Consider the following 17458-nt stretch of genomic DNA (forward strand, 5'->3'; position numbering starts at 1 on the left):
CAAGGAAGGTTCTTCGTGAGCAGCAGTGAGAGCGAAGCGGTGATCGGGTCTGCGCGGGCCACTCCAGGGCCTGCGCGCATCGAGGAGCTGCCGCCGCTGCCCGCGGAGGCCGTATCTGTCGCCGACCGGTTCGTAGCACGGATCGGCAGGCGGCTGTTACACGCGCCGTCCTGGTTTCGGCTGTGCCTGTCGGGAAGACCGCAGGTCCGGATCGACGGTCACAAGCTCGATCCCGGAATCCAGCTGGCGCTGCGACTCTTGCGGCTTCGTGGTGCCGCGACGCTTGTTCCCGATTCGCGGCGCGGAAGTCCCGATGTCGCGGACACGCGCGCGAGGGTGCGGCGTACGGCGGCGGCGTTCACACTCGACAAAACCGAGGTAGGCGGCGTTCGGGATATCGAGATCGCGGGTGCGCACGGCCCGTTGCGCGCTCGGCACTACCGGCCGCTCCCGTCGAGTACCTCCGACACACCGCCCCTGCTGGTGTTCTTCCACGGTGGCGGGTACGTGCTGGGCGACGTGAACACCCACGACGAACCGTGCCGCATGCTGTGCCGCTACGCCGAGGTGCAGGTCCTGTCCGTCGACTATCGGCTCGCGCCCGAGCATCCGTTCCCGGCCGGAGTCGACGACGCGCTGGCCGCGTTCCGGTGGGGCGTCGCGCACGCGTCGGCACTCGGCGCCGACGCGGACCGGGTCGCGGTCGGCGGAGACAGCGCCGGTGCGACCCTGAGCGCCGCGGTCGCCCAGATCACCACGCGCGTGGGCGGTCCGGTCCCCGCGCTTCAACTCTTGCTATATCCCTCGGCCGATCTCACGGAGGCCAGGACCACCTCGGACGAACTGTTCGCCGAAGGCTTCTATCTGACCGAGAACGATCGGCAGTGGTGCCGTGGGCACTACCTGTCGGGGGCGGTGAACTCCGACGGCACCGACCCGCGCACCTCACCCGCGCTGGCCGAGGACCTCTCCGGTCTGCCGCCGACCATCCTCATCTCCGCCGCCTTCGACCCGTTGCGCGACGAGGACGAAGCCTATGCCGACGCACTGCGCGCAGCCGGGAATCGGGTTGTGCTGCAACGCATGCCGGGATTGATTCACGGCTTCCTCAACATGACGGTGGTGCCGAGCGCACGCGACGCCGTCTTGCAGATCACCGGAATGCTCCGCGCGGGACTCGCCGTTTAGAGCGGATTTCTCTCAGTACGGCATGTCCGCAGCACGGCGAGCTGGGCGATATTGACCGCCGATCGCCTGCTGGCGATGAAGGCGACGATCTCGGCGATATCCTCCGGCGACATCATCGTCACCGTGCCCGCCATCTCGGTCAGTTGCGCGGCGAAGTCCGGGTCCGCGACATGACCCCCGATCTCGGTGCCGGTCATCCCCGGTTCCACCGCGCTGACGCGAATTCCCTTCGGCCCCAGGTCGGTACGCAGGTTGCGTACCAGGTGGCTGACGGCCGCCTTGGTGGCGAAATACACGCTGTAGCCGGGTGGGCGACCTGCACGCCCAGCGAGGAGATCGCGACGAGGTCCACCGGGTTACCCCGCTCGGCCGCGGTGAGCAGGGCGGGCCGAGGCGCCGACTGCGGCCAGCTCGCGTGCCGTCGCGGCGCCGATGCCCGAGGACGCACCGGTGACGACGGCGACGCGTCCGGCGAGAGGCTGAGTGGTCATAGTTCGCACCGTTTCGATTCGGCCCGGCCGGTGCCGGTGACACCGCCATCGTGTCGCCGGGTGACCAGGGCGAACCAGGTCCGCCGTGAACGAGGGTCGGGTGCGCCTGGGTCTGGCAGTACCAGAAAGGCAGGCCGGGTGGGAGTCGGGCTTTCTGCGCCGTCCAACCGGCTCGTAGCTCGTGCCGGGAGTCTGCTGGGCCGATGCGATCCTGCCCGACCGCGCCTCTCACGATCACATTTAGAGCAACTGGGAGTGATAGAGCGGCGCATCCACGACAATGAGCTAGGGCCGCTTGCCGGGCCTCATAGGATCCACAGCGCTCGGCCTCGGCCCTCCTGCGAGGCCGGTACCGAAATTGCCGCCGTAACCGCCTCACCGAGTGCGATCTCTGCGCGCCCCGAATCAATGGCCGAGCGTTCTCGGAATCCCCTGCAGGACAGGATGCGGGGGTAAGGGGTGGTTCGGAACAGCCATTCTGCGAACGAGGACGTCATCCAGCTGAAGCTGCTGCGATGGCAACGAGAAATATGGGCATCGTCGAATGCCCTCATCGGATCCGTTTTCATGGAAAGGGAGTGAGCGATAGATGGCCCAAAAGGGAGCGGTACTGGAGAAGATCGGGTTCGAGTACGGTGTCGACGCCGTGGCGCAAAGCGGCTATGACGGGCACTGGTGGTTGTTCAGAGGAAAATGGACGGTCAAGTACGGCAACAGCGGGGTCGAGAAGGGGCCGATGCTCATCACAGCAGAAGAAGCATGGCCTGGGCTCAAGGACACAATCTTTGAAAACGGTATCGATGCCGCGGTGCAAAGCGGTAACGGTGGCCACTGGTGGTTCTTCAAAGGCGACCAGACAGTGAAGCACGGCATGAACGGGATCGAAGAAGGGCCGATGCCCCTCACGGCAGCACCGGCATGGCCCGGCCTCGCGGGTACGATTTTCGAGGTTGGTGTGGACGCCGCCACCGAGAGTGGCAGCGACGGCCACTGGTGGTTCTTCAAGAGGGACCAGACAGTGAAGCACGGCATGAACGGGCTCGAGAAAGGGCCGATGTTGATCACAGCGGCCGAAGCATGGCCCGGACTCAGGGGGACGGTGTTCGAGGATGGTGTGGATGCCGCAACTCAAAGCGGCAAATCTGGCCACTGGTGGCTCTTCCGAGGGGACCAGACAGTGAAGCACGGCAACAGTGGGATCGAGGAAGGGCCGATGCCCATCACCGCACAACCAGCGTGGCCGGGTCTGAAGGGAATCTAGCCGTTCGGTGATTCGGGTCGGTGATCCTGCTCCCGATTCCGGCATGGGCGCAGGATCACTGGACTCGTACGGCCATGCGCGTGATCAGGGTTGCAGGTATAGTGCCGCGTCCAGAAAGGTTGATGCCGTAACTGCCCGAATTGGCGGGCGGGTTGATCCGTGGCCGGTGACCGGTGATACCGTTGACGCAACGGGATTTTTCGCCGTATCGCGCTGCGACGCAGACGTACTCACGTGCCGATTGCAGCAGAGCCGAAGGCTTCGCGCACCTAGAGCTCTTGGGCCAGAACCGCCGCACAAGGACATTCGAGACTTCCTTCCTCAGCCACCTGGCACACGTCGGCTGCTGGCAGGATGAACGCTATGCGCTTCACCGTCCCCACCGTGATATCGATGATGGTGGCAGTCCTGGTGACTGGATGTTCTTTACCGGCACAAGGGCCCGACCAGGCCGAGCGTGACAGCTGGTCGCGGGTGATCGAGACGGCCATCCAGGCTCTTCCCGGGGTGGTCGATGCGTCACATTGGTTCGATTACGAGGGCAAGTCCCGCACGTACGCATCCCGGCTCGATGTGCAGCTCGAGGATGGCGCCACGCCGGACGAGGCCGCGTCCGTGGTGCGTGCCATGGGCGCCCAGCAGCTTCCGCCGCGCTACCAAGGCGACTACACCGATGTCAATCTCGACCGGATGACGGACTCCTATTCTGCGCGTTGGGCGTTCGGTCGGGACGTGAGCAGGGAAGCGAACTCGGCACACACCTGGGCGAGAGTCTCGGCCCCCGGCACACAGGTGCACTGGTCGTCACGCGGCTTCGACGTAGACCAGATGAGCAACGCCATCGGCGTCGGAGCGGGCTCCGAGGCGGAACCCCACCGTGCCACCGCGGCGATGCGCCGAATCATCCAGGACTTTCCCGAACTGGCGCCCAACCATTGGACGGTGTCCACCGTTCCTGTGGAGAGCGGGTTCAAGAATCGCTCGAGACTGGAACCCGGGTGGCTCAACACGGACTGGCCCCCCTTCCCTCCCGGCCGACCCCGCTTCCCGTCCAATAGCGAACTCGAGCTCTGGGAGTGGTTCCTGACCGATCAACCCACCCCATTCTTCGTCGAGATATCCGTATACGACCCGCCCGGCAAAGCAGGCCGCACCCTGGACGTCGCGATACACCCTCCTGTCGGAAAGCAACTCACCGCTGCGCAGGCAACACAACTCGCCGAACGGCATCTTCCCTACTTGGCCCAGCCCGGTGCCGTGGTCGATTACACAATCGAGACACGCAACGGCCCCGCTTTCGCGGTCTTCATCGGCGGTTGCCAGCCGTCCTGGCGCGATGTTTCACCGGAGTCGAAGGCCTACGCGAGTCAGTATGAACGCTGCTAGTGCAAGCCCACCCACCAGTCTCGAGTAGCCGAATATCGGATGTGTCGTCCGGGGTTGTAGCAATCCCTAGGGTGGTGGCCGACCGGGCCGTGTTGTCGGGATTTATCGTGTAGTGGAGCAGTGCCGCTGGGAGCGGGCTGCATTGTGTTGGTGCGGGTTAGGGCTCGAGCACGATTTTGCCGTGGGTGTGTCGGCGTTCGAGTTCGGTGTAGGCCTGGCGGACGTCTGTCAACGGGTAGACGTTGGCGATCGGGACTTCGAGGTGTCCCTCGGCTATCAGGGCGGCCAGTTCGGCGAGTACCTCGGCGCCCGGCCTGGCGTTGGTTCCGGGTTCGGTCATGACTCCGTACTTCGCGGCTGCTGCGAAATCGGCGATGGTGTCGATCCGCTCGACCGCGACGCCAAGAGCAAGGGCCAGTTCGACGTACCCGCCGCCGTGGGTGTCGATGAAGGCATCGATGCCGCCCGGTGCGGCGGCCTCGAGCCGGTCGATGACGCCGTCACCGTACACGACTGGGATCACGCCGTGGCTTTGCAGCCACTCGTGGTTGTGCTGGCTCGCCAGGCCGATGACCGTGGCTCCGGCACGGCGCGCGAGCTGAACAGCGAGCGAGCCGACTCCTCCTGCTGCGGCGGAGACGACAACGGTCTCCCCCTTGTCGAGTTGCACGGAATGTACTGCCCCCCATGCCGTCACGCCGGCGACGTACAGGCCGCCCGCCACCTCCCATGAGACGTTGCGTGGTTTGGGTGTGAGGTTGTCGACGTCGACCAGGACCAACTCGGCCTGGGCGGCCCGCTTCTCGGAGAACCCGATCACCTCGTCGCCGATCGAGAATCGGTCGACTCCGACGCCGACCTCCGCGACAACCCCGGCGAGATCGCTGCCCTGCCCGGACGGAAAGGTCGAGGGAAAGATGTCAGCCATCGCGCCGGTTCGGATGGCTGCCTCACCGGGGTTGATGCCTGCCGCTTCGACCCGCACGAGGACCTGCTCGTCCCCGGGCACAGGGCGGTCGATCTCATCGACCCGCAAGACCTCGATTCCGCCGAACTCGTCGTATCTGACTGCCTTTGTCATTGTCGTGCTTCTCCTCCGACGCGCGATGCGCGGCTGACTTCGAGAACGGGAATGGTGGCCACCGGTGCGCCCGTCACCAGGGCACCGTTCCCGCATCGTCGAAGAATCCTCCGGTCGGGCCGTCGTCGGGCAGGGTCGCGAGGCGAATCGCGATGGCCGCACCCTGTTGCGGTGTACGGACGCCGCGAAAACCGTTGAGGTCGGTGGCGGTGAAACCCGGGCAACCGCTGTTGATCAAGATATTGGTGTCGCTGAGCTCTTTGACGTATTGGATCGTGACGGCGTTGAGAAACGTCTTCGATGCCATGTATGCGGTGATGGCAAAAGAACCGATCTCGGTACCGGGCAGACCGGGCGTCGTTTGCAGGGTGAGAGAACCGACGCTACTGGACATGTTTACGATGCGCGGAGATGCGGAATCGCGCAGCATCGGCAACATCGCGTTGGTAACGCGAAGGACACCGATCACATTGGTTTCCACGACGGTCCGCAGGGTCGCGGGATCTACCGTGGTGGGTGTCTGTGGATGATCGCCGACGATTGCCGCGTTATTGACCAGGACGTCCAGACCTCCGGCGTGGTCGGCGATAAAATCGGCCGCCTCGGTCACACTCGTATCGTCGGTCACGTCGAGCGGCACACCGAACGCATCGGTCCCAGCGGCGCGCAGCTTCTCCACCGCGGTGTCGCGGCGTTGCCGATCACGCGCACCCACACCGATTCGCCAGCCGAGCGCGCCAAGGCCAGCGGCGATCTCGTATCCGATTCCCTTGTTCGCGCCGGTCACCAGCGCAATCGTCTGTTCACTCACACCGCCGATCCTGCTGCGATTCCGGGTGCAGCGTCCAAGACCGATCGGGTGGGCGGCGATACCGCACGGGTATTGGTCGTGGTCATCGCCGGATACCATGACCTGGTGGAGACGCGGGAGATGCGATACTTCGTCGCCGTCGCCGAGGAGTTGCACTTCGGGCGGGCGGCACAACGGCTCACGATCGCGCAACCACCACTATCGCGAGCCATCCAGCAGCTCGAACGGCGGCTCGGAGTCGTCCTGCTGCACCGCACCGCTCGCGCAATCACTTTGACCGAGGCCGGGTCGGTGCTTCTGCAGGAGGCCCGGCTCGCCCTCGAAGCGGTCGAAGCCGCCGAGCGCCGCACCCGGCGCGCCGCTGCCGACCGGCCCGGTGTGGTGCTGGCCACCAAGGCAGGAGCGTCCAGAGAACTGTTGTCGAAGCTGCTGGACGCCTACGCCGCCGACCCCTCCGCTGTCGCAGTCGAGGTGATGCTCTGCGGGCCCGGCGAACCGGAAAGCCTGCTACGCAACGGGCGTGCCGACGTTGCTCTGCTCCACCGGCCCTACGACACGACGGCCGGATTGGACACCGAGGACCTGCACACCGAACAGCAGGTCGTGGTCCTGCCCGCGGGGCATCCCCTCGCCAGCCGACCCCACATGTCGATGGCCGAGGTCAACGCCCTGACGGACCTGCCCCTGCCACGCTGGCCTCGACGGGATGGGAGTTATCCCGACGGGCCCGGCCCGCAGGTTCGCGACCATACCCAGTTGACCCAGCTGATCACGCTCGGACGGGCCTGCGCGCTCATGCCCGAGTCGCTCCGAGCCCAGCTACGCGACGATCACGCCATCGTGCCCGTGCCGGACGCACCGGCCGTCACGACCGTCATCGCCTGGCCACCACACAGCAGATCCAAAGCCGTCGCCGACCTTGTCCGTACGGCGATACACCTCTAGCCGATAACATCCGCACATGCCGCCTATCGCGCGGTCGGACAGCCTGTCTGGCACTCGAGGAGACGACGATGTCACCTCTCCCTACCGCAGCCCCGTGATCGGCGCGGCGAGAGCACGAATCCGCGCATGCCGAATATCGCCTGTTCGGAGGCAGAGTGCGGCCCGCTCTCGAAGTCGGTCCGCAGACTCTTCTCATGCCACCTTGATGACGACCTTGCCTGAACTGTGACCGTTCTCGACGGTGGCGAGGGCGGCCGGGGCGTCGGAGAGCGGATGGACCGAGGTGATCATGGGTGCGAGGATTCCGTCGAGGGCCAGCCGGGCAGACCGCGCCAGGTTTTCGCGGTCGAGGCGTCGCTCGACGAAACGCCCACCGAGATCGGGTACGGACGAATCACCCACCGCGATGACGTTGCGGGGATCGCGGGCCAGCGGAGCGACCGTCCGCAGGGAGGTACCTCCGACCAGGTCGACGATCCCGTCGAAGCCGCCAGGGACCAGCTCGCGTGCCGCGGCGGCGACGTCCCCGGCGGCGTAATCGATGAACCGTACCCCGAGGGCCTCGGCGTGCTCGCGCTTGGCATTACTCCCGGTGCCGATCACCCGCACCGCGCGTCCGACGGCCAGCCGGGCGACTGCGAGGCCGACCCCGCCCCCGACCCCGTTGACCAAGACCATGGCACCGGCCGGGAGATCGAGCTGGTCGAGTACATCGACCGCGGTCGTCCCGGCCACTGGCAGGGTCGCCGCCACGGTCGCGGACAGACCCTCCGGGATGCGCGCGGTGTTCGCTGCGGACAGCACCGTCGTCTCGGCGTAGGTGCCGCCGCCAGTGAGCGCGAGACCGAAGACCGCGTCGCCCACCTCGAGTCCGTCGACGTCCTCGCCAAGGGCGAGAACGATTCCCGCTGCCTCCATGCCCAACACGCGGGGAAACGGACGCCCGCCGTCGAGTCCGGAGACCAGACCCGAGCGCAGCATGTGGTCGAGGGGATTCACGCCTGCGACGTCGACCCGGATCAGCACCTCGCCGCCGCGAGGGTCGGGATCGGGACGATCGAAGAACTCCTGCACTTCGGGTCCGCCATACCTGCCGAAACCCCACGCCTGCCCCATTTTTCGCTGCCTCCTGTGATCGACCCGGTGGTTCCGGGCCCTCTAGGCATCCTCACCGCTTACACCGATGTAAGGGGCAACCGACTGAGGCGCAGGTCACAACATCAGATCGACGATTCCGAGGCGGCAGCCAGGTCCGCCCGGTGTTGACTGTTGGCCTTGATCAGCACGTCAAGCGCGTTTCGAGTCTCGATCAGGTGCGCGATAACGGCATCGATCCTGTCGCGCTCGCGCGTCATCGTCGCGAACGCGAGCTCGACGACGCCTGGGTCGCTGGGGGTCTCCACACACGGCAGCACCGTCGCGATCACCCGGCTGGACATACCCGCGTCGAACAGTTGTCGGATGAGCGACACACGCTGGACCTCGGCATCGGAGTAGTGACGCTGCCCGGCGTCGGAGCGTGCGCTGGTCAGCAAACCCTGGTCTTCGTAGTACCGCAGTGAGCGCGGACTCACGCCCGTGCGCTTGGACAGCTCGCCGATCCGCATCCCTGGGAGACTACGCCTCACATGCTCGATGCTCCGACCATCGACGACGGTGGCGACGCGGGCGCGGATCGGCGGTGGCGTTCGGCCACAAAGTCGTTGTGGCCGCGATGGCCGTCGGCGTGGGCGGCGTAACGCCGATGATGTCGCCAGGGCCCGAGAGGTGCTGAAGCTGTCCTGGCGCCGTTGGCCGCGATCTCCATTTGGCTCCAGACCCTGTCCTGCTGACTTTGGTCAACGCGAGTGCGCTCTCATGCCGCTGATCGCGCGGGCTGCTCCGGGCCATGGGAGTGCAGAGTCGGCCCCGCTCGCCGGGGTGACATGTTGGTTACGCACTCCTCAAATGCCCGCTTGCGGGAGGGAGACGACGATGTCGCCTCTCCCTACAGCAGCCCCGTGATTCGGGGTGGCGAGAGCACGAATCCTGATGGATCGGTTAGGCAGTGGTGGAACCGCTGCCGCCGGTCCGCGGACCCGGGACAGGCGCGGACGGATGTCTCCAGATCGGTCTTCGACCACATCGCTACCACCAAGTCGGCAAGCATCCTGAAATGCCGATGAGCGATGTCAACCGGCGAATTTTGCGACGGCCTGCACGGTGACCGGGGTGAAGAGGTTGATCAGGTTGCCGTCGGGATCGCGAAACAGCAACGACCGGTTCCCCCACGGCATCGTCGTGGGCTCGTTGACGAAATCCTCGACCGTATCCCGCAACCGCCGGTAATCGGCATCGACGTCGGGGACCAGGAATTCGATGATCGCGGTGTGATTGTCGGCTGGGCGGGCGCTGCCCGCCGCGAACAGCGCCACGGTACGGGCGCTTCCGATCGCGAGTGCACCGGCGGGTGTGGCGATTTCGGCGAAATCCGGTGTAGCCCAGATTGCTTCGACGCCGGTCACGTGCTGATAGAAGCTGACCAGCCGTTGGATGTCGTCGGTGATCAGACGGATCGAGACGAGCTTCATTGTGTGCTCCTGCTGTCGGATGAGGCGGAGGTTCCGCCGCCGCATGCCACGTTAGAGTCGATACCGGACAGTTTCCGCCCGGTATAGATGCGAGAATTTCCCGATGACGCGCCCCACCGCCCGAGTGCTGGCCTTGCTCGAGCTGCTGCAGACCGGCGGTACGCATACCGTCGGCGAACTCGCCGGACGGCTCGGCGTCGATGAACGCACCGTCAGGCGATACGTCACCCATCTCACCGACCTGGACATCCCGGTCCGATCGGTGCGAGGCCGCTATGGTGGGTACCGGCTCGCCCCCAGCTACCGGATGCCGCCGCTGATGCTGACCGACGACGAGGCGGTGGCCGTGTTACTCGGGCTCCTCACCAGCCGCGGCGCAGACCGGTCGACAGCTTCTGCCCGCGCAGCCGACAGCGTGACGGCCAAACTTCGCCGCGTCCTGCCCCCACGTCTGACGGCCCGGCTCGACGCACTGATCAACACCGTCGAATTCACAGCCGACACGCACCCGGAAGTCGCTGTCGAGACCGCCGTCCTCCTCCGGATCGCCGAGGCCACACGCGAGCACCGACCGGTCGCGATCGGTTACACCGACCGAAACGGGCGACCCAGCGAGCGGACCGTGCACCCCTATGGGCTCGTCGACCACTCCGGCCGGTGGTACCTGACAGGGAAGGACAGCAACAGCGACGAACTACGCCAGTTCCGGCTGGACCGCATCACGACAGTGATCACACTGCCCGGAACATTCGCTCCGCCCACAGGATTCGAGCCAGCCGCTCATCTGCTGTCCGCACTTGCCACGGCGCCCTATCGGCACGAGGTATCGATCCGAGTTCAGGGCACGCTCACCCAGGTCCGCCCGCTGCTCCCCGAGACGATCGCGACCATGCACGAGATTGACTCGCCGCCCCCTGACACCCGCCCGTGGGTCCGGGTCCGAATCCGGGCCGAACAACTCGACTGGATTCCCCCCGTCCTCGCCGGCCTGAACCGTCCATTCGTAATCGAACACCCCGACGTACTCAATGACGCCGTACGCGCCCTGGCTCGCCGACTTACCGCGGCCGCCAACGGCCGATTCCAAACCCACAGGTAGACCCACACCGCCACATGGCGCGAACGCACGGTAATGCCGCTGATCGCGCGGGCTGCTCCGGGTGTCAGCGCTCTTCGGAAACCCGGCCACTGGCGCTCTTTGAAAAGAGAGTGTGTTCAGCCAGCCGGTGACGACGCGTTTGGATCCGGCGAGTATGGCCGCAAGCTCACGACTGATGTTGGGTATCTACCGCTATATCCACGTACAGTTGCTACCTTGGCCGGACGCCGCTTCCCAGCGCCTTGCGACACAAACCACTACTGAGACACGGCCTAGACTAGGCACTGTCCGGCGGATCACGTGACCGTGATGGCACCGAGTTAGTTCTCGCGGGCCGGACTGTGCCCGGTTGCGAGGCGTTTCTACGCCTCGGGCATGGGCAGGACCGCCAGTGCGGTGTCTGCAATGTTCCGCAGCGTCTCCGGGTCCAGGCCGGCCTTGCCTACCGCCTCGATACCGCGGACCACCGTTAGCAGCAGTGCCGCCAACCGCTCCGGATCCGCGGCGCTGTCGATGGCGCCGTGGCGCTGGGCGGCGCTGATCTCCGTCCGCAGCAGGATCAGCAGCGCCGTCATGGTCTCGGCCGACCGCCCGGCGACCGTCGGATCGTGCTGGGCCAGTTCCGCCGCGCCCTTGGCCAACAGGCACCCGCGGCGCTCGGTGTCGGAAGCGGTGTTCTCCGCCATTAGGTGCACGTATCCCGACAGCCGGGCCAAGGCCTCTGCGTCCGGGCCACCTGCCAGCCGCCCTTCCGCCACCTCGACGACTGCGGTGCACCAGTCGCCGAACACACGGTGGAACAGCTTGCCCTTGTCGCCGAAGGCGCCGTACAGGCTGCCCTTGCCCAGGCCGGTCGCCTGGGCGATGTCGTCCATCCGTGTCCCTGCGAAGCCGGTCGCCCAGAACTGCTCCCGTGCCCGCTCCAGGACTTGGCGTTCGTCGAATGCGCGTGGTCTCGGCATGGTGTCAGCGTACTGATTCTTGACTCGTTCGTCCATTACTGGCTATATTCTGGACGATCCATTCCATAACTGAAAGGGTTGTCCATGCCAGGCGTACTGCAGGAGAAGGTAGCCGTGGTCACCGGAGGGACCAGCGGGATCGGGCTGGCCATCGCCCACCGCTTCATCCAGGAGGGCGCACGGGTCTTCGTGACAGGCCGGGATGCTGACCGCCTCGAAGCGGCGGTGAAGGAGATGGGCCCGGCGGCAACCGGCGTACGGTCCGACGTCTCGGTCCTGGCCGACCTCGACGCGCTCTACGCGCAAGTTCGCGAGGAGGCCGGGTGCATCGACGTGCTGGTGGCCAACGCGGGAGTCGTCGCGGACGCGGCGCTCGGCGCCCACACCGAGGCGAACGTCGACCTGACGCTCGCCGTCAACGTCAAGGGCCCCCTGTTCACCGTCCAAAAGGCGCTCCCGCTGCTGGCAAAGGGCGCCTCCGTCGTGGTCATCGGTTCGAGCAACAGCGTGCGCCCCAACGAGCACCTCGAGGTCTACAGCGCCTCGAAGGCGGCGGTGAGCAACCTCGTGCACAACTGGGCTCGGCAGTCGCGGGAGCGTCAGTTCCGGGTCAACGTGCTCAGCCCGGGGCCCACGCGGACCCCCGGCCTGCTGGGCGCCGCGGGGCCGGACGTCGATCAGTTCGCCGAGGCAGTCGTGCCCCTGGGGCGGCTGGCCGATGCCGAGGAGATCGCCGAGGCGGCCCTCTTCCTGGCCTCGGACACCTCGTCGTTCGTCACCGGCGCCGAACTCTTCGCCGACGGCGGCTACACCCGGGCCTAAACGACGGCCGGTGGTGCGCATCCGGTTCCCTCGAAGCGATCAGGCGCACTACCGGCCGCGGTGTGGTGATCATGACCGGGGACCTCCTGGGTGTTCGGTAGGGACTGGCGGACCTGATACCTCGGCTCGTCGTGGCGGGTGCCAGTGACGCGGACGACGACGTTGCCGCGCTTGAGGTCGGTGTCGACGATGCGGTAAGCCTGTGTGCGCATCCGATGACCTGACCTGCCGGTAGGGGCCTTGGAAGGCCCCTACGCGACGTCCCAGTGGTAGTTGGTGTCCCACCGCCAGGAGGCCCACACCGCGGCACCGAGGCAGATGGCTCCGAACAGGACGGGGACTGCTCTTGGGTTCACGCTTGCTGTTGGGCGCGAACGGTTTCACGGTCCGGGCTGGTCGCCATGGTCGCCGACGGTGCGGTGCGGGGCCAGGTCCAGGCGTACCGCACGATGAGGGCGAGCAGGATCAATTCCAGTACGATGCCGAGGCCGTAGAAGTACAGCCAGGACTCGCCCACCGCGTTGAATGCCGTGACGGGGACGTAGAGCGAGGCCACGATGAGGTTCGTGATGCGGTTCGCCCGGGCGGGCAGCGTCATCGACAGCACGACCATGAGGATCGGGATGGCCATGAGGGTCAGCGCCGTGGTCGAAAAGGTCTGGGAGAGGTCGAACTCGAAGACCTTGCCGTCGAGGATATCTTCGATGACGCCGGGCGTGAAGAAGTTGAGAATGTCCACGTAGGCGTATAGGAACATGAAGCTTGTCCAGGTTGCGGCGAGCTTGGCTCTCACCGGGATCGGCTGGTCTTCCAGTGTGGCGGTGGTGGGTTGACCTGTTCTCATCATGGGCTCCGTTGTTGTGGTGAGGATCGGTAGGTCTACGATCGCTGAGCCCGGCGGCGGGCGCCTCGGCCCGGAGGCTGGGGTTCGCCTGGCCGATGGCATGGTCTCTCTCTCGTTCTTTCGGCGGGTACGCCGAGGCGCGCCGACCCCTAGGCTGGAGCCGTGGTCACTGTCCGGCGCTCCATCTGGCATGAGCCGCGGCCTGCTGACGCCCCACCCATCGGTCGGCTCGACTGGCTGCTGGTGGGCGTGTTCGCGGCCGCCGCCTTGGTCGAGGGCATCGCTCGGCCGGGCTTGGCCTGGCGACCCCTTGTGACGGTGCTCGCCCTGGCGCTGCTGCCTGCCCTGCTCTGGCGGCGGGGTCGCCCCCTGATGGCCGCCCTGGTCGGGTGGGGCGTCGCCGGGCTGCTCTCGGTCCTCCAGCTGACTGCGCACGCCGGGGACCTCGGCCTCTACTCCACGATGGCCGTCCTGATCCTGCTCTACTCCCTGGTGCGGTGGGGCTCGGGCCGGGAGATGGTCTTGGGGACGGCGTTCGTGACGGTCGTCGTCGCGCTGGGGATGTACGTCTCCTCCGCGGGCTGGGCCGACGTTTTCGGCGGGAGCGTCCTCTTGCTGTTGTTCGTCGCCCTCGCGGCGGTGTTCCGCTATCGCGCGGACCTCTGGCATCGCCAACAGCGCGAGATCCGCAATCAGGAGCGGGTGAGGCTGGCTCGCGAGCTGCACGACACCGTGGCCCACCACGTCTCGGCCATCGCGGTGCAGGCGCAGGCCGGTGGCGTGGTTGCCGGCGTCGAGCCTGAGAAGGCTGCCGAGATCCTGGCCGCGATCGAGTCCGAAGCGTCGCGAACCCTGGCGGAGATGAGATCCATGGTGCGGGTGCTGCGTGAGGAGGAAGCCGTCGCCTACTCACCGCAGCTGGGTGTCGCGGACCTGCCTGCTCTGGCGCGCGCCGACGCGACGCCCACCGTCGAGGTCTCGCTGGACGGTTCGTTGACCCGGCTGGCACGACCCGTGGATGCCGCGCTCTACCGGCTCGCGCAGGAGTCGCTGACCAACGCCGTACGGCACGCCCGGAGCGCGACCCGCGTCGGGATCGACGTACGCCGGGAGGGCGACGCCGTCAGGCTGCGTGTCAGCGACGATGGACAGACCGAGCCGGGGCCGGCCCCGGAGCCTGGGTTCGGCCTGCTGGGCATGGCCGAACGCGCCCAGCTCCTTGGCGGATCGCTCTCCGCGGGGCCGGGGCCCGAGGGTGGCTGGGTGGTCGAGGCCGTGCTGCCGGTGGAGGCGCTGGCATGAGCATCCGTGTTGTCGTAGCCGACGACCAGGACTTGGTCCGGACCGGGCTGGTGATGATCCTCGGCGCGCAACCCGACCTCGAGGTCGTGGGGGAGGCAGCAGACGGGCTCGCAGCGCTCGACCTGGCGACCCGGCTGCGTCCCGATGTCCTCCTCGTCGACATCCGGATGCCTGGGCTCAACGGCGTCGAGGTGACGCGGCGCCTGGCCGGGCCAGACGTGACGGACCCGATGGCGGTCGTCGTGATCACCACCTTCGACCTCGATGAGTACGTCCTCGGCGCCCTACGCGCCGGCGCCCGCGGCTTCCTGCTCAAGGACGCCGGGCCGGAGCTCCTCGTGCAGGCTATCCACGCGGCGGCCAACGGGGACGCGCTGATCGCCCCCAACGTCACCCGCCGTCTGCTGGCGACCTTCGCCGGCCAGGCGCCGGTGGTACCGGTCCAGCCCATCGACCCGCTCACCGAGCGCGAGAAGGAGGTGCTCGCGCTGGTGGCACGGGGCCGGACCAACGCCGAGATCGCCACCGAGCTCTTCGTCGGCCTGAGCACGGTCAAGACCCACGTCGCATCGTTGATGACCAAGCTCGGCGCCCGCAACCGCGTCGAGATCGCGATGTGGGCATACGACACCAGACGCGTGAGAGCCGATTAGTGGGTACAGATCGCAGCGTAGGCCCGTGGGGTTCGGTAGCCCAGCGATGAGTGCGGCCGGTCGTGGTTGTACTCCTCCTTCCAGTCGCTGATGGTGACCTTGGCTTGGGTCAGGGACAACAGGTGGATGTCGAGGCATTCGTCGCGCAGGCGACCGTTGAAGGACTCGATGAAGGGGTTGCGCCACGGCTCCCCGGGTGGGACGAACAGCATCCCGGTCTTCGTGCCAGCCCAGTCGGTCAGCGCAGCAGCGATCATCTCCGGACCGTTGTCCAACCGCAGCACCGCCGGGCCACCACCAAGAGTGGCCGTGATCCGGTTCAGTTCGGTGGCGAGCACTTCGCCGGTGATGGAGCGCTCGACCAGCCGCCGAGACATTCACGGGTGTGCTCGTCAACCACCGACAGGATCTTGACCGGCCGACCGTCGGTGGTGGAGTCGAACTGGAAGTCGATGGCCCACACCATGTTCGGGCTTGTCGCGGACGGCACCGGATGGCCAACAGATCGGCACTGTTGGCACCAGTCGCAACTCCACCCGCCGTCACCGGCGTTTCGAAGTGCATCCCGGCGGCAGCAACGCGATCGACCCCCAGTCCTGGCTGGCCGCACGAGGAATCAACTGCGGCAGCAACTGATGCGCGGTGCAAAGCCCGGCCCGCTCGTTTGATCTTGTGGCCCTGCTTCTTTGCCATCCCGATGGCGCGGCGGCAAAATGCGGAGTGTGTAAGTCGTCGCGCTGGCCGGGATGACATGTCGGTTACGCACTCCTCAAATGCCCGCTTGCGGGAGGGAGACGACGATGTCGCCTCTCCCTACCGCAGCCCCGTGATTCGGGGTGGCGAGAGCACGAATCCTGATGGATCGGTTAGGCAGTGGTGGAACCGCTGCCGCCGGTCCGCGGACCCGGGACAGGCGCGGACGGATGTCTCCAGATCGGTCTTCGACCACATCGCTACCACCAAGTCGGCAAGCATCCTGAAATGCCGATGAGCGCATTCGGACCGTAGGGCCGGAAAGTCGACACACTCGTCAGCGGCATGCCGTGTGGCTGGGGAATGCTGGCACTATGAGCGACCTACCGCGACGCTGGGATCCGATGATGTCGGTTCCGCACGATCTCGACGACTTCGCCCACGGCGGCGAGAAATGGGAGGGCAGGCACTGGATGAACGTGCCAGGCCCCTTCTACACGGGTCAGACCGATAACTGTTGGACCGGAAGGGTTTACGCGCCTCGGAACGTTCTCTACGGTGGTGAGTACTACAACGAGTTCGTGTACCGCCAGCCGACCTCGCCGGCCGAGGTCGAAGGTCTGCTGGAGGCAGCAAACGATGACCCCTACGGCGGCTATGCCTGTGATGGGGACTCGCGTTGGACACCCGCAGCCGTTCGCGCGTGGTGGAGCAGTCGCAGCAAGGTCGAGGAGCACCTCGCCGAGTTGCTGGCCAAGTACACCAAGGAAGGCGCTGACGCCCAGGAAGCCGATGCGGCAGAAGGTGTACGGGACTTCCTCACTTACCTGGCCACGGATCTCGAGAACGATCTGCGGGCGTATGTGTTCAGGTTGGAAAATGGTCGATACCCGGCCGTGAATGACCCGCTGCCGAACCTATGAGCAGAGGCTCTTTCGAAGATCCGCCAGCCGACGAGCCGCAGATCATCGCGGCGTGTCAGGTAGCCACGTTGAGCTTGGAGAGCACGCCGTCCGGGTCGCTGATGTAGGGGTATCCCTCGACCGGCGGATTGAACTGGCCGAGCAGGTTGGCCACGAGGTCGCGCTCGACCGGCGTGATCTTGATCTGGCGCTTGACGAGAATCGCGCACAGCTCGTCGACCAAGTTTGCCCACTCCCCAGCGTCGCTATCGCTCCGGCAGGAGGCGACCAGGTCCAACGGCAACCGGTCGGCGACGCTTTCAAGGAGCTCGCGCGAGTCCTTGTTCAACTTGTTGAGCCGCTGATTACGGGCTTCGACGGCTTGGGGATCCCCGTGTCGCCTCCGGGCCTCTCGCGCTGCTCTGTTCGAATTCATTTGAAGTCCTGC

The 17458-nt window shown here is 66.3% G+C and carries 19 protein-coding genes and 2 pseudogenes; 9 read left to right on the top strand and 12 right to left on the bottom strand.

Going from position 1 to position 17458, the window contains the following annotated elements; all coding sequences use genetic code 11:
• The first annotated feature begins 15 nt into the window (after nucleotides 1-15).
• Nucleotides 16-1188 carry an alpha/beta hydrolase gene (locus tag AB0H50_RS14050; protein ID WP_357451251.1) on the top strand — a complete coding sequence of 391 codons (1173 nt, stop codon included), beginning with the start codon at nucleotides 16-18 and terminating at the stop codon, nucleotides 1186-1188.
• Here the strand turns inward: AB0H50_RS14050 and AB0H50_RS14055 are convergent.
• Together AB0H50_RS14055 and AB0H50_RS14060 are read right to left on the bottom strand one after the other, a co-directional pair.
• A pseudogene (locus AB0H50_RS14055) lies at nucleotides 1185-1487 on the bottom strand (SDR family oxidoreductase); the annotation flags it as partial. The gene AB0H50_RS14050 and the pseudogene AB0H50_RS14055 overlap by 4 nt on opposite strands.
• A 57-nt stretch (nucleotides 1488-1544) precedes the next feature.
• Nucleotides 1545-1679: an SDR family NAD(P)-dependent oxidoreductase gene (locus AB0H50_RS14060; protein WP_357451254.1), complete on the bottom strand. Its 135-nt coding sequence runs from the start codon at nucleotides 1677-1679 to the stop codon at nucleotides 1545-1547.
• A gap of 589 nt (nucleotides 1680-2268) precedes the next feature.
• On the opposite strand from AB0H50_RS14060, the gene AB0H50_RS14065 reads away from it, so the two are divergent.
• Entirely contained in the window at nucleotides 2269-2940 is a 672-nt protein-coding gene (locus tag AB0H50_RS14065; protein ID WP_357451257.1) for a hypothetical protein, read from the top strand.
• Between the two features lie 363 nt (nucleotides 2941-3303).
• Nucleotides 3304-4326: a hypothetical protein gene (locus AB0H50_RS14070; protein WP_357451260.1), complete on the top strand. Its 1023-nt coding sequence runs from the start codon at nucleotides 3304-3306 to the stop codon at nucleotides 4324-4326.
• Between the two features lie 157 nt (nucleotides 4327-4483).
• Here AB0H50_RS14070 and AB0H50_RS14075 read toward each other — a convergent pair whose 3' ends face one another.
• Both AB0H50_RS14075 and AB0H50_RS14080 read right to left on the bottom strand, forming a co-directional pair.
• Nucleotides 4484-5407 carry an NADP-dependent oxidoreductase gene (locus AB0H50_RS14075; protein ID WP_357451263.1) on the bottom strand — a complete coding sequence of 308 codons (924 nt, stop codon included), beginning with the start codon at nucleotides 5405-5407 and terminating at the stop codon, nucleotides 4484-4486.
• 73 nt (nucleotides 5408-5480) lie between these two features.
• Nucleotides 5481-6218, bottom strand: a complete 738-nt coding sequence (locus AB0H50_RS14080) for an SDR family oxidoreductase (protein ID WP_357451265.1) — start codon at nucleotides 6216-6218, stop codon at nucleotides 5481-5483.
• Nucleotides 6219-6323: 105 nt separating this feature from the next.
• Here AB0H50_RS14080 and AB0H50_RS14085 point away from each other — a divergent pair, with 105 nt between their 5' ends.
• The gene (locus AB0H50_RS14085; protein ID WP_357451268.1) at nucleotides 6324-7163 is read left to right on the top strand and encodes a LysR family transcriptional regulator; all 840 of its coding nucleotides are present in this window, start codon (nucleotides 6324-6326) and stop codon (nucleotides 7161-7163) included.
• 192 nt (nucleotides 7164-7355) lie between these two features.
• Here AB0H50_RS14085 and AB0H50_RS14090 read toward each other — a convergent pair whose 3' ends face one another.
• The 3 genes from AB0H50_RS14090 to AB0H50_RS14100 all read right to left on the bottom strand — a co-directional run bounded on the left by AB0H50_RS14090 (nucleotide 7356) and on the right by AB0H50_RS14100 (nucleotide 9733).
• Nucleotides 7356-8279 (bottom strand): NADP-dependent oxidoreductase, encoded by a 924-nt coding sequence (locus AB0H50_RS14090; protein WP_357451271.1) that lies wholly within the window; start codon nucleotides 8277-8279, stop codon nucleotides 7356-7358.
• 104 nt (nucleotides 8280-8383) lie between these two features.
• Entirely contained in the window at nucleotides 8384-8770 is a 387-nt protein-coding gene (locus AB0H50_RS14095) for a MerR family transcriptional regulator (RefSeq protein WP_357451274.1), read from the bottom strand.
• A 564-nt stretch (nucleotides 8771-9334) separates the two neighbouring features.
• Nucleotides 9335-9733 (bottom strand): VOC family protein, encoded by a 399-nt coding sequence (locus AB0H50_RS14100; protein ID WP_357400931.1) that lies wholly within the window; start codon nucleotides 9731-9733, stop codon nucleotides 9335-9337.
• Nucleotides 9734-9836: 103 nt separating this feature from the next.
• On the opposite strand from AB0H50_RS14100, the gene AB0H50_RS14105 reads away from it, so the two are divergent.
• Nucleotides 9837-10832 carry a YafY family protein gene (locus AB0H50_RS14105; protein WP_357451277.1) on the top strand — a complete coding sequence of 332 codons (996 nt, stop codon included), beginning with the start codon at nucleotides 9837-9839 and terminating at the stop codon, nucleotides 10830-10832.
• A 362-nt stretch (nucleotides 10833-11194) separates the two neighbouring features.
• On the opposite strand, the gene AB0H50_RS14110 is transcribed toward AB0H50_RS14105, so the two are convergent.
• On the bottom strand, nucleotides 11195-11794 hold the full coding sequence (locus AB0H50_RS14110; protein WP_357451280.1) for a TetR/AcrR family transcriptional regulator: 600 nt from the start codon (nucleotides 11792-11794) through the stop codon (nucleotides 11195-11197).
• 84 nt (nucleotides 11795-11878) lie between these two features.
• Between AB0H50_RS14110 and AB0H50_RS14115 the strand changes: the two genes are divergently transcribed.
• A complete protein-coding gene (locus tag AB0H50_RS14115) occupies nucleotides 11879-12616 on the top strand; it encodes an SDR family oxidoreductase (protein WP_357451283.1) in 738 nt (245 codons plus the stop codon).
• Here the strand turns inward: AB0H50_RS14115 and AB0H50_RS14120 are convergent.
• Both AB0H50_RS14120 and AB0H50_RS14125 read right to left on the bottom strand, forming a co-directional pair.
• Complete coding sequence (locus tag AB0H50_RS14120) at nucleotides 12613-12828, bottom strand: hypothetical protein (RefSeq protein WP_357451286.1); 216 nt, start codon at nucleotides 12826-12828, stop codon at nucleotides 12613-12615. The two genes, AB0H50_RS14115 and AB0H50_RS14120, sit on opposite strands and share 4 nt — an antisense overlap.
• A gap of 140 nt (nucleotides 12829-12968) precedes the next feature.
• Nucleotides 12969-13460, bottom strand: coding sequence for a DUF6326 family protein (locus AB0H50_RS14125; RefSeq protein ID WP_357451288.1), 492 nt, complete (start codon nucleotides 13458-13460; stop codon nucleotides 12969-12971).
• A 162-nt stretch (nucleotides 13461-13622) separates the two neighbouring features.
• On the opposite strand from AB0H50_RS14125, the gene AB0H50_RS14130 reads away from it, so the two are divergent.
• Both AB0H50_RS14130 and AB0H50_RS14135 read left to right on the top strand, forming a co-directional pair.
• Nucleotides 13623-14762, top strand: a complete 1140-nt coding sequence (locus AB0H50_RS14130; protein WP_357451291.1) for a sensor histidine kinase — start codon at nucleotides 13623-13625, stop codon at nucleotides 14760-14762.
• A complete protein-coding gene (locus tag AB0H50_RS14135; protein ID WP_357451294.1) occupies nucleotides 14759-15415 on the top strand; it encodes a response regulator transcription factor in 657 nt (218 codons plus the stop codon). The genes AB0H50_RS14130 and AB0H50_RS14135 overlap by 4 nt, the downstream gene beginning before the upstream one ends.
• On the opposite strand, the pseudogene AB0H50_RS14140 reads toward AB0H50_RS14135, so the two are convergent.
• Nucleotides 15412-15902: pseudogene (locus AB0H50_RS14140) on the bottom strand (integrase core domain-containing protein); the annotation flags it as partial. The gene AB0H50_RS14135 and the pseudogene AB0H50_RS14140 overlap by 4 nt on opposite strands.
• Nucleotides 15903-16482: 580 nt before the next feature.
• On the opposite strand from AB0H50_RS14140, the gene AB0H50_RS14145 reads away from it, so the two are divergent.
• Nucleotides 16483-17031, top strand: a complete 549-nt coding sequence (locus tag AB0H50_RS14145) for a ferredoxin (protein ID WP_357451297.1) — start codon at nucleotides 16483-16485, stop codon at nucleotides 17029-17031.
• Between the two features lie 55 nt (nucleotides 17032-17086).
• Here AB0H50_RS14145 and AB0H50_RS14150 read toward each other — a convergent pair whose 3' ends face one another.
• Nucleotides 17087-17446 (bottom strand): hypothetical protein, encoded by a 360-nt coding sequence (locus AB0H50_RS14150; RefSeq protein WP_357451300.1) that lies wholly within the window; start codon nucleotides 17444-17446, stop codon nucleotides 17087-17089.
• Nucleotides 17447-17458 lie beyond the last annotated feature (12 nt).

The sequence above is a fragment of the Nocardia sp. NPDC050793 genome (assembly GCF_040654065.1).
In the GTDB taxonomy this organism is placed as follows: domain Bacteria; phylum Actinomycetota; class Actinomycetes; order Mycobacteriales; family Mycobacteriaceae; genus Nocardia.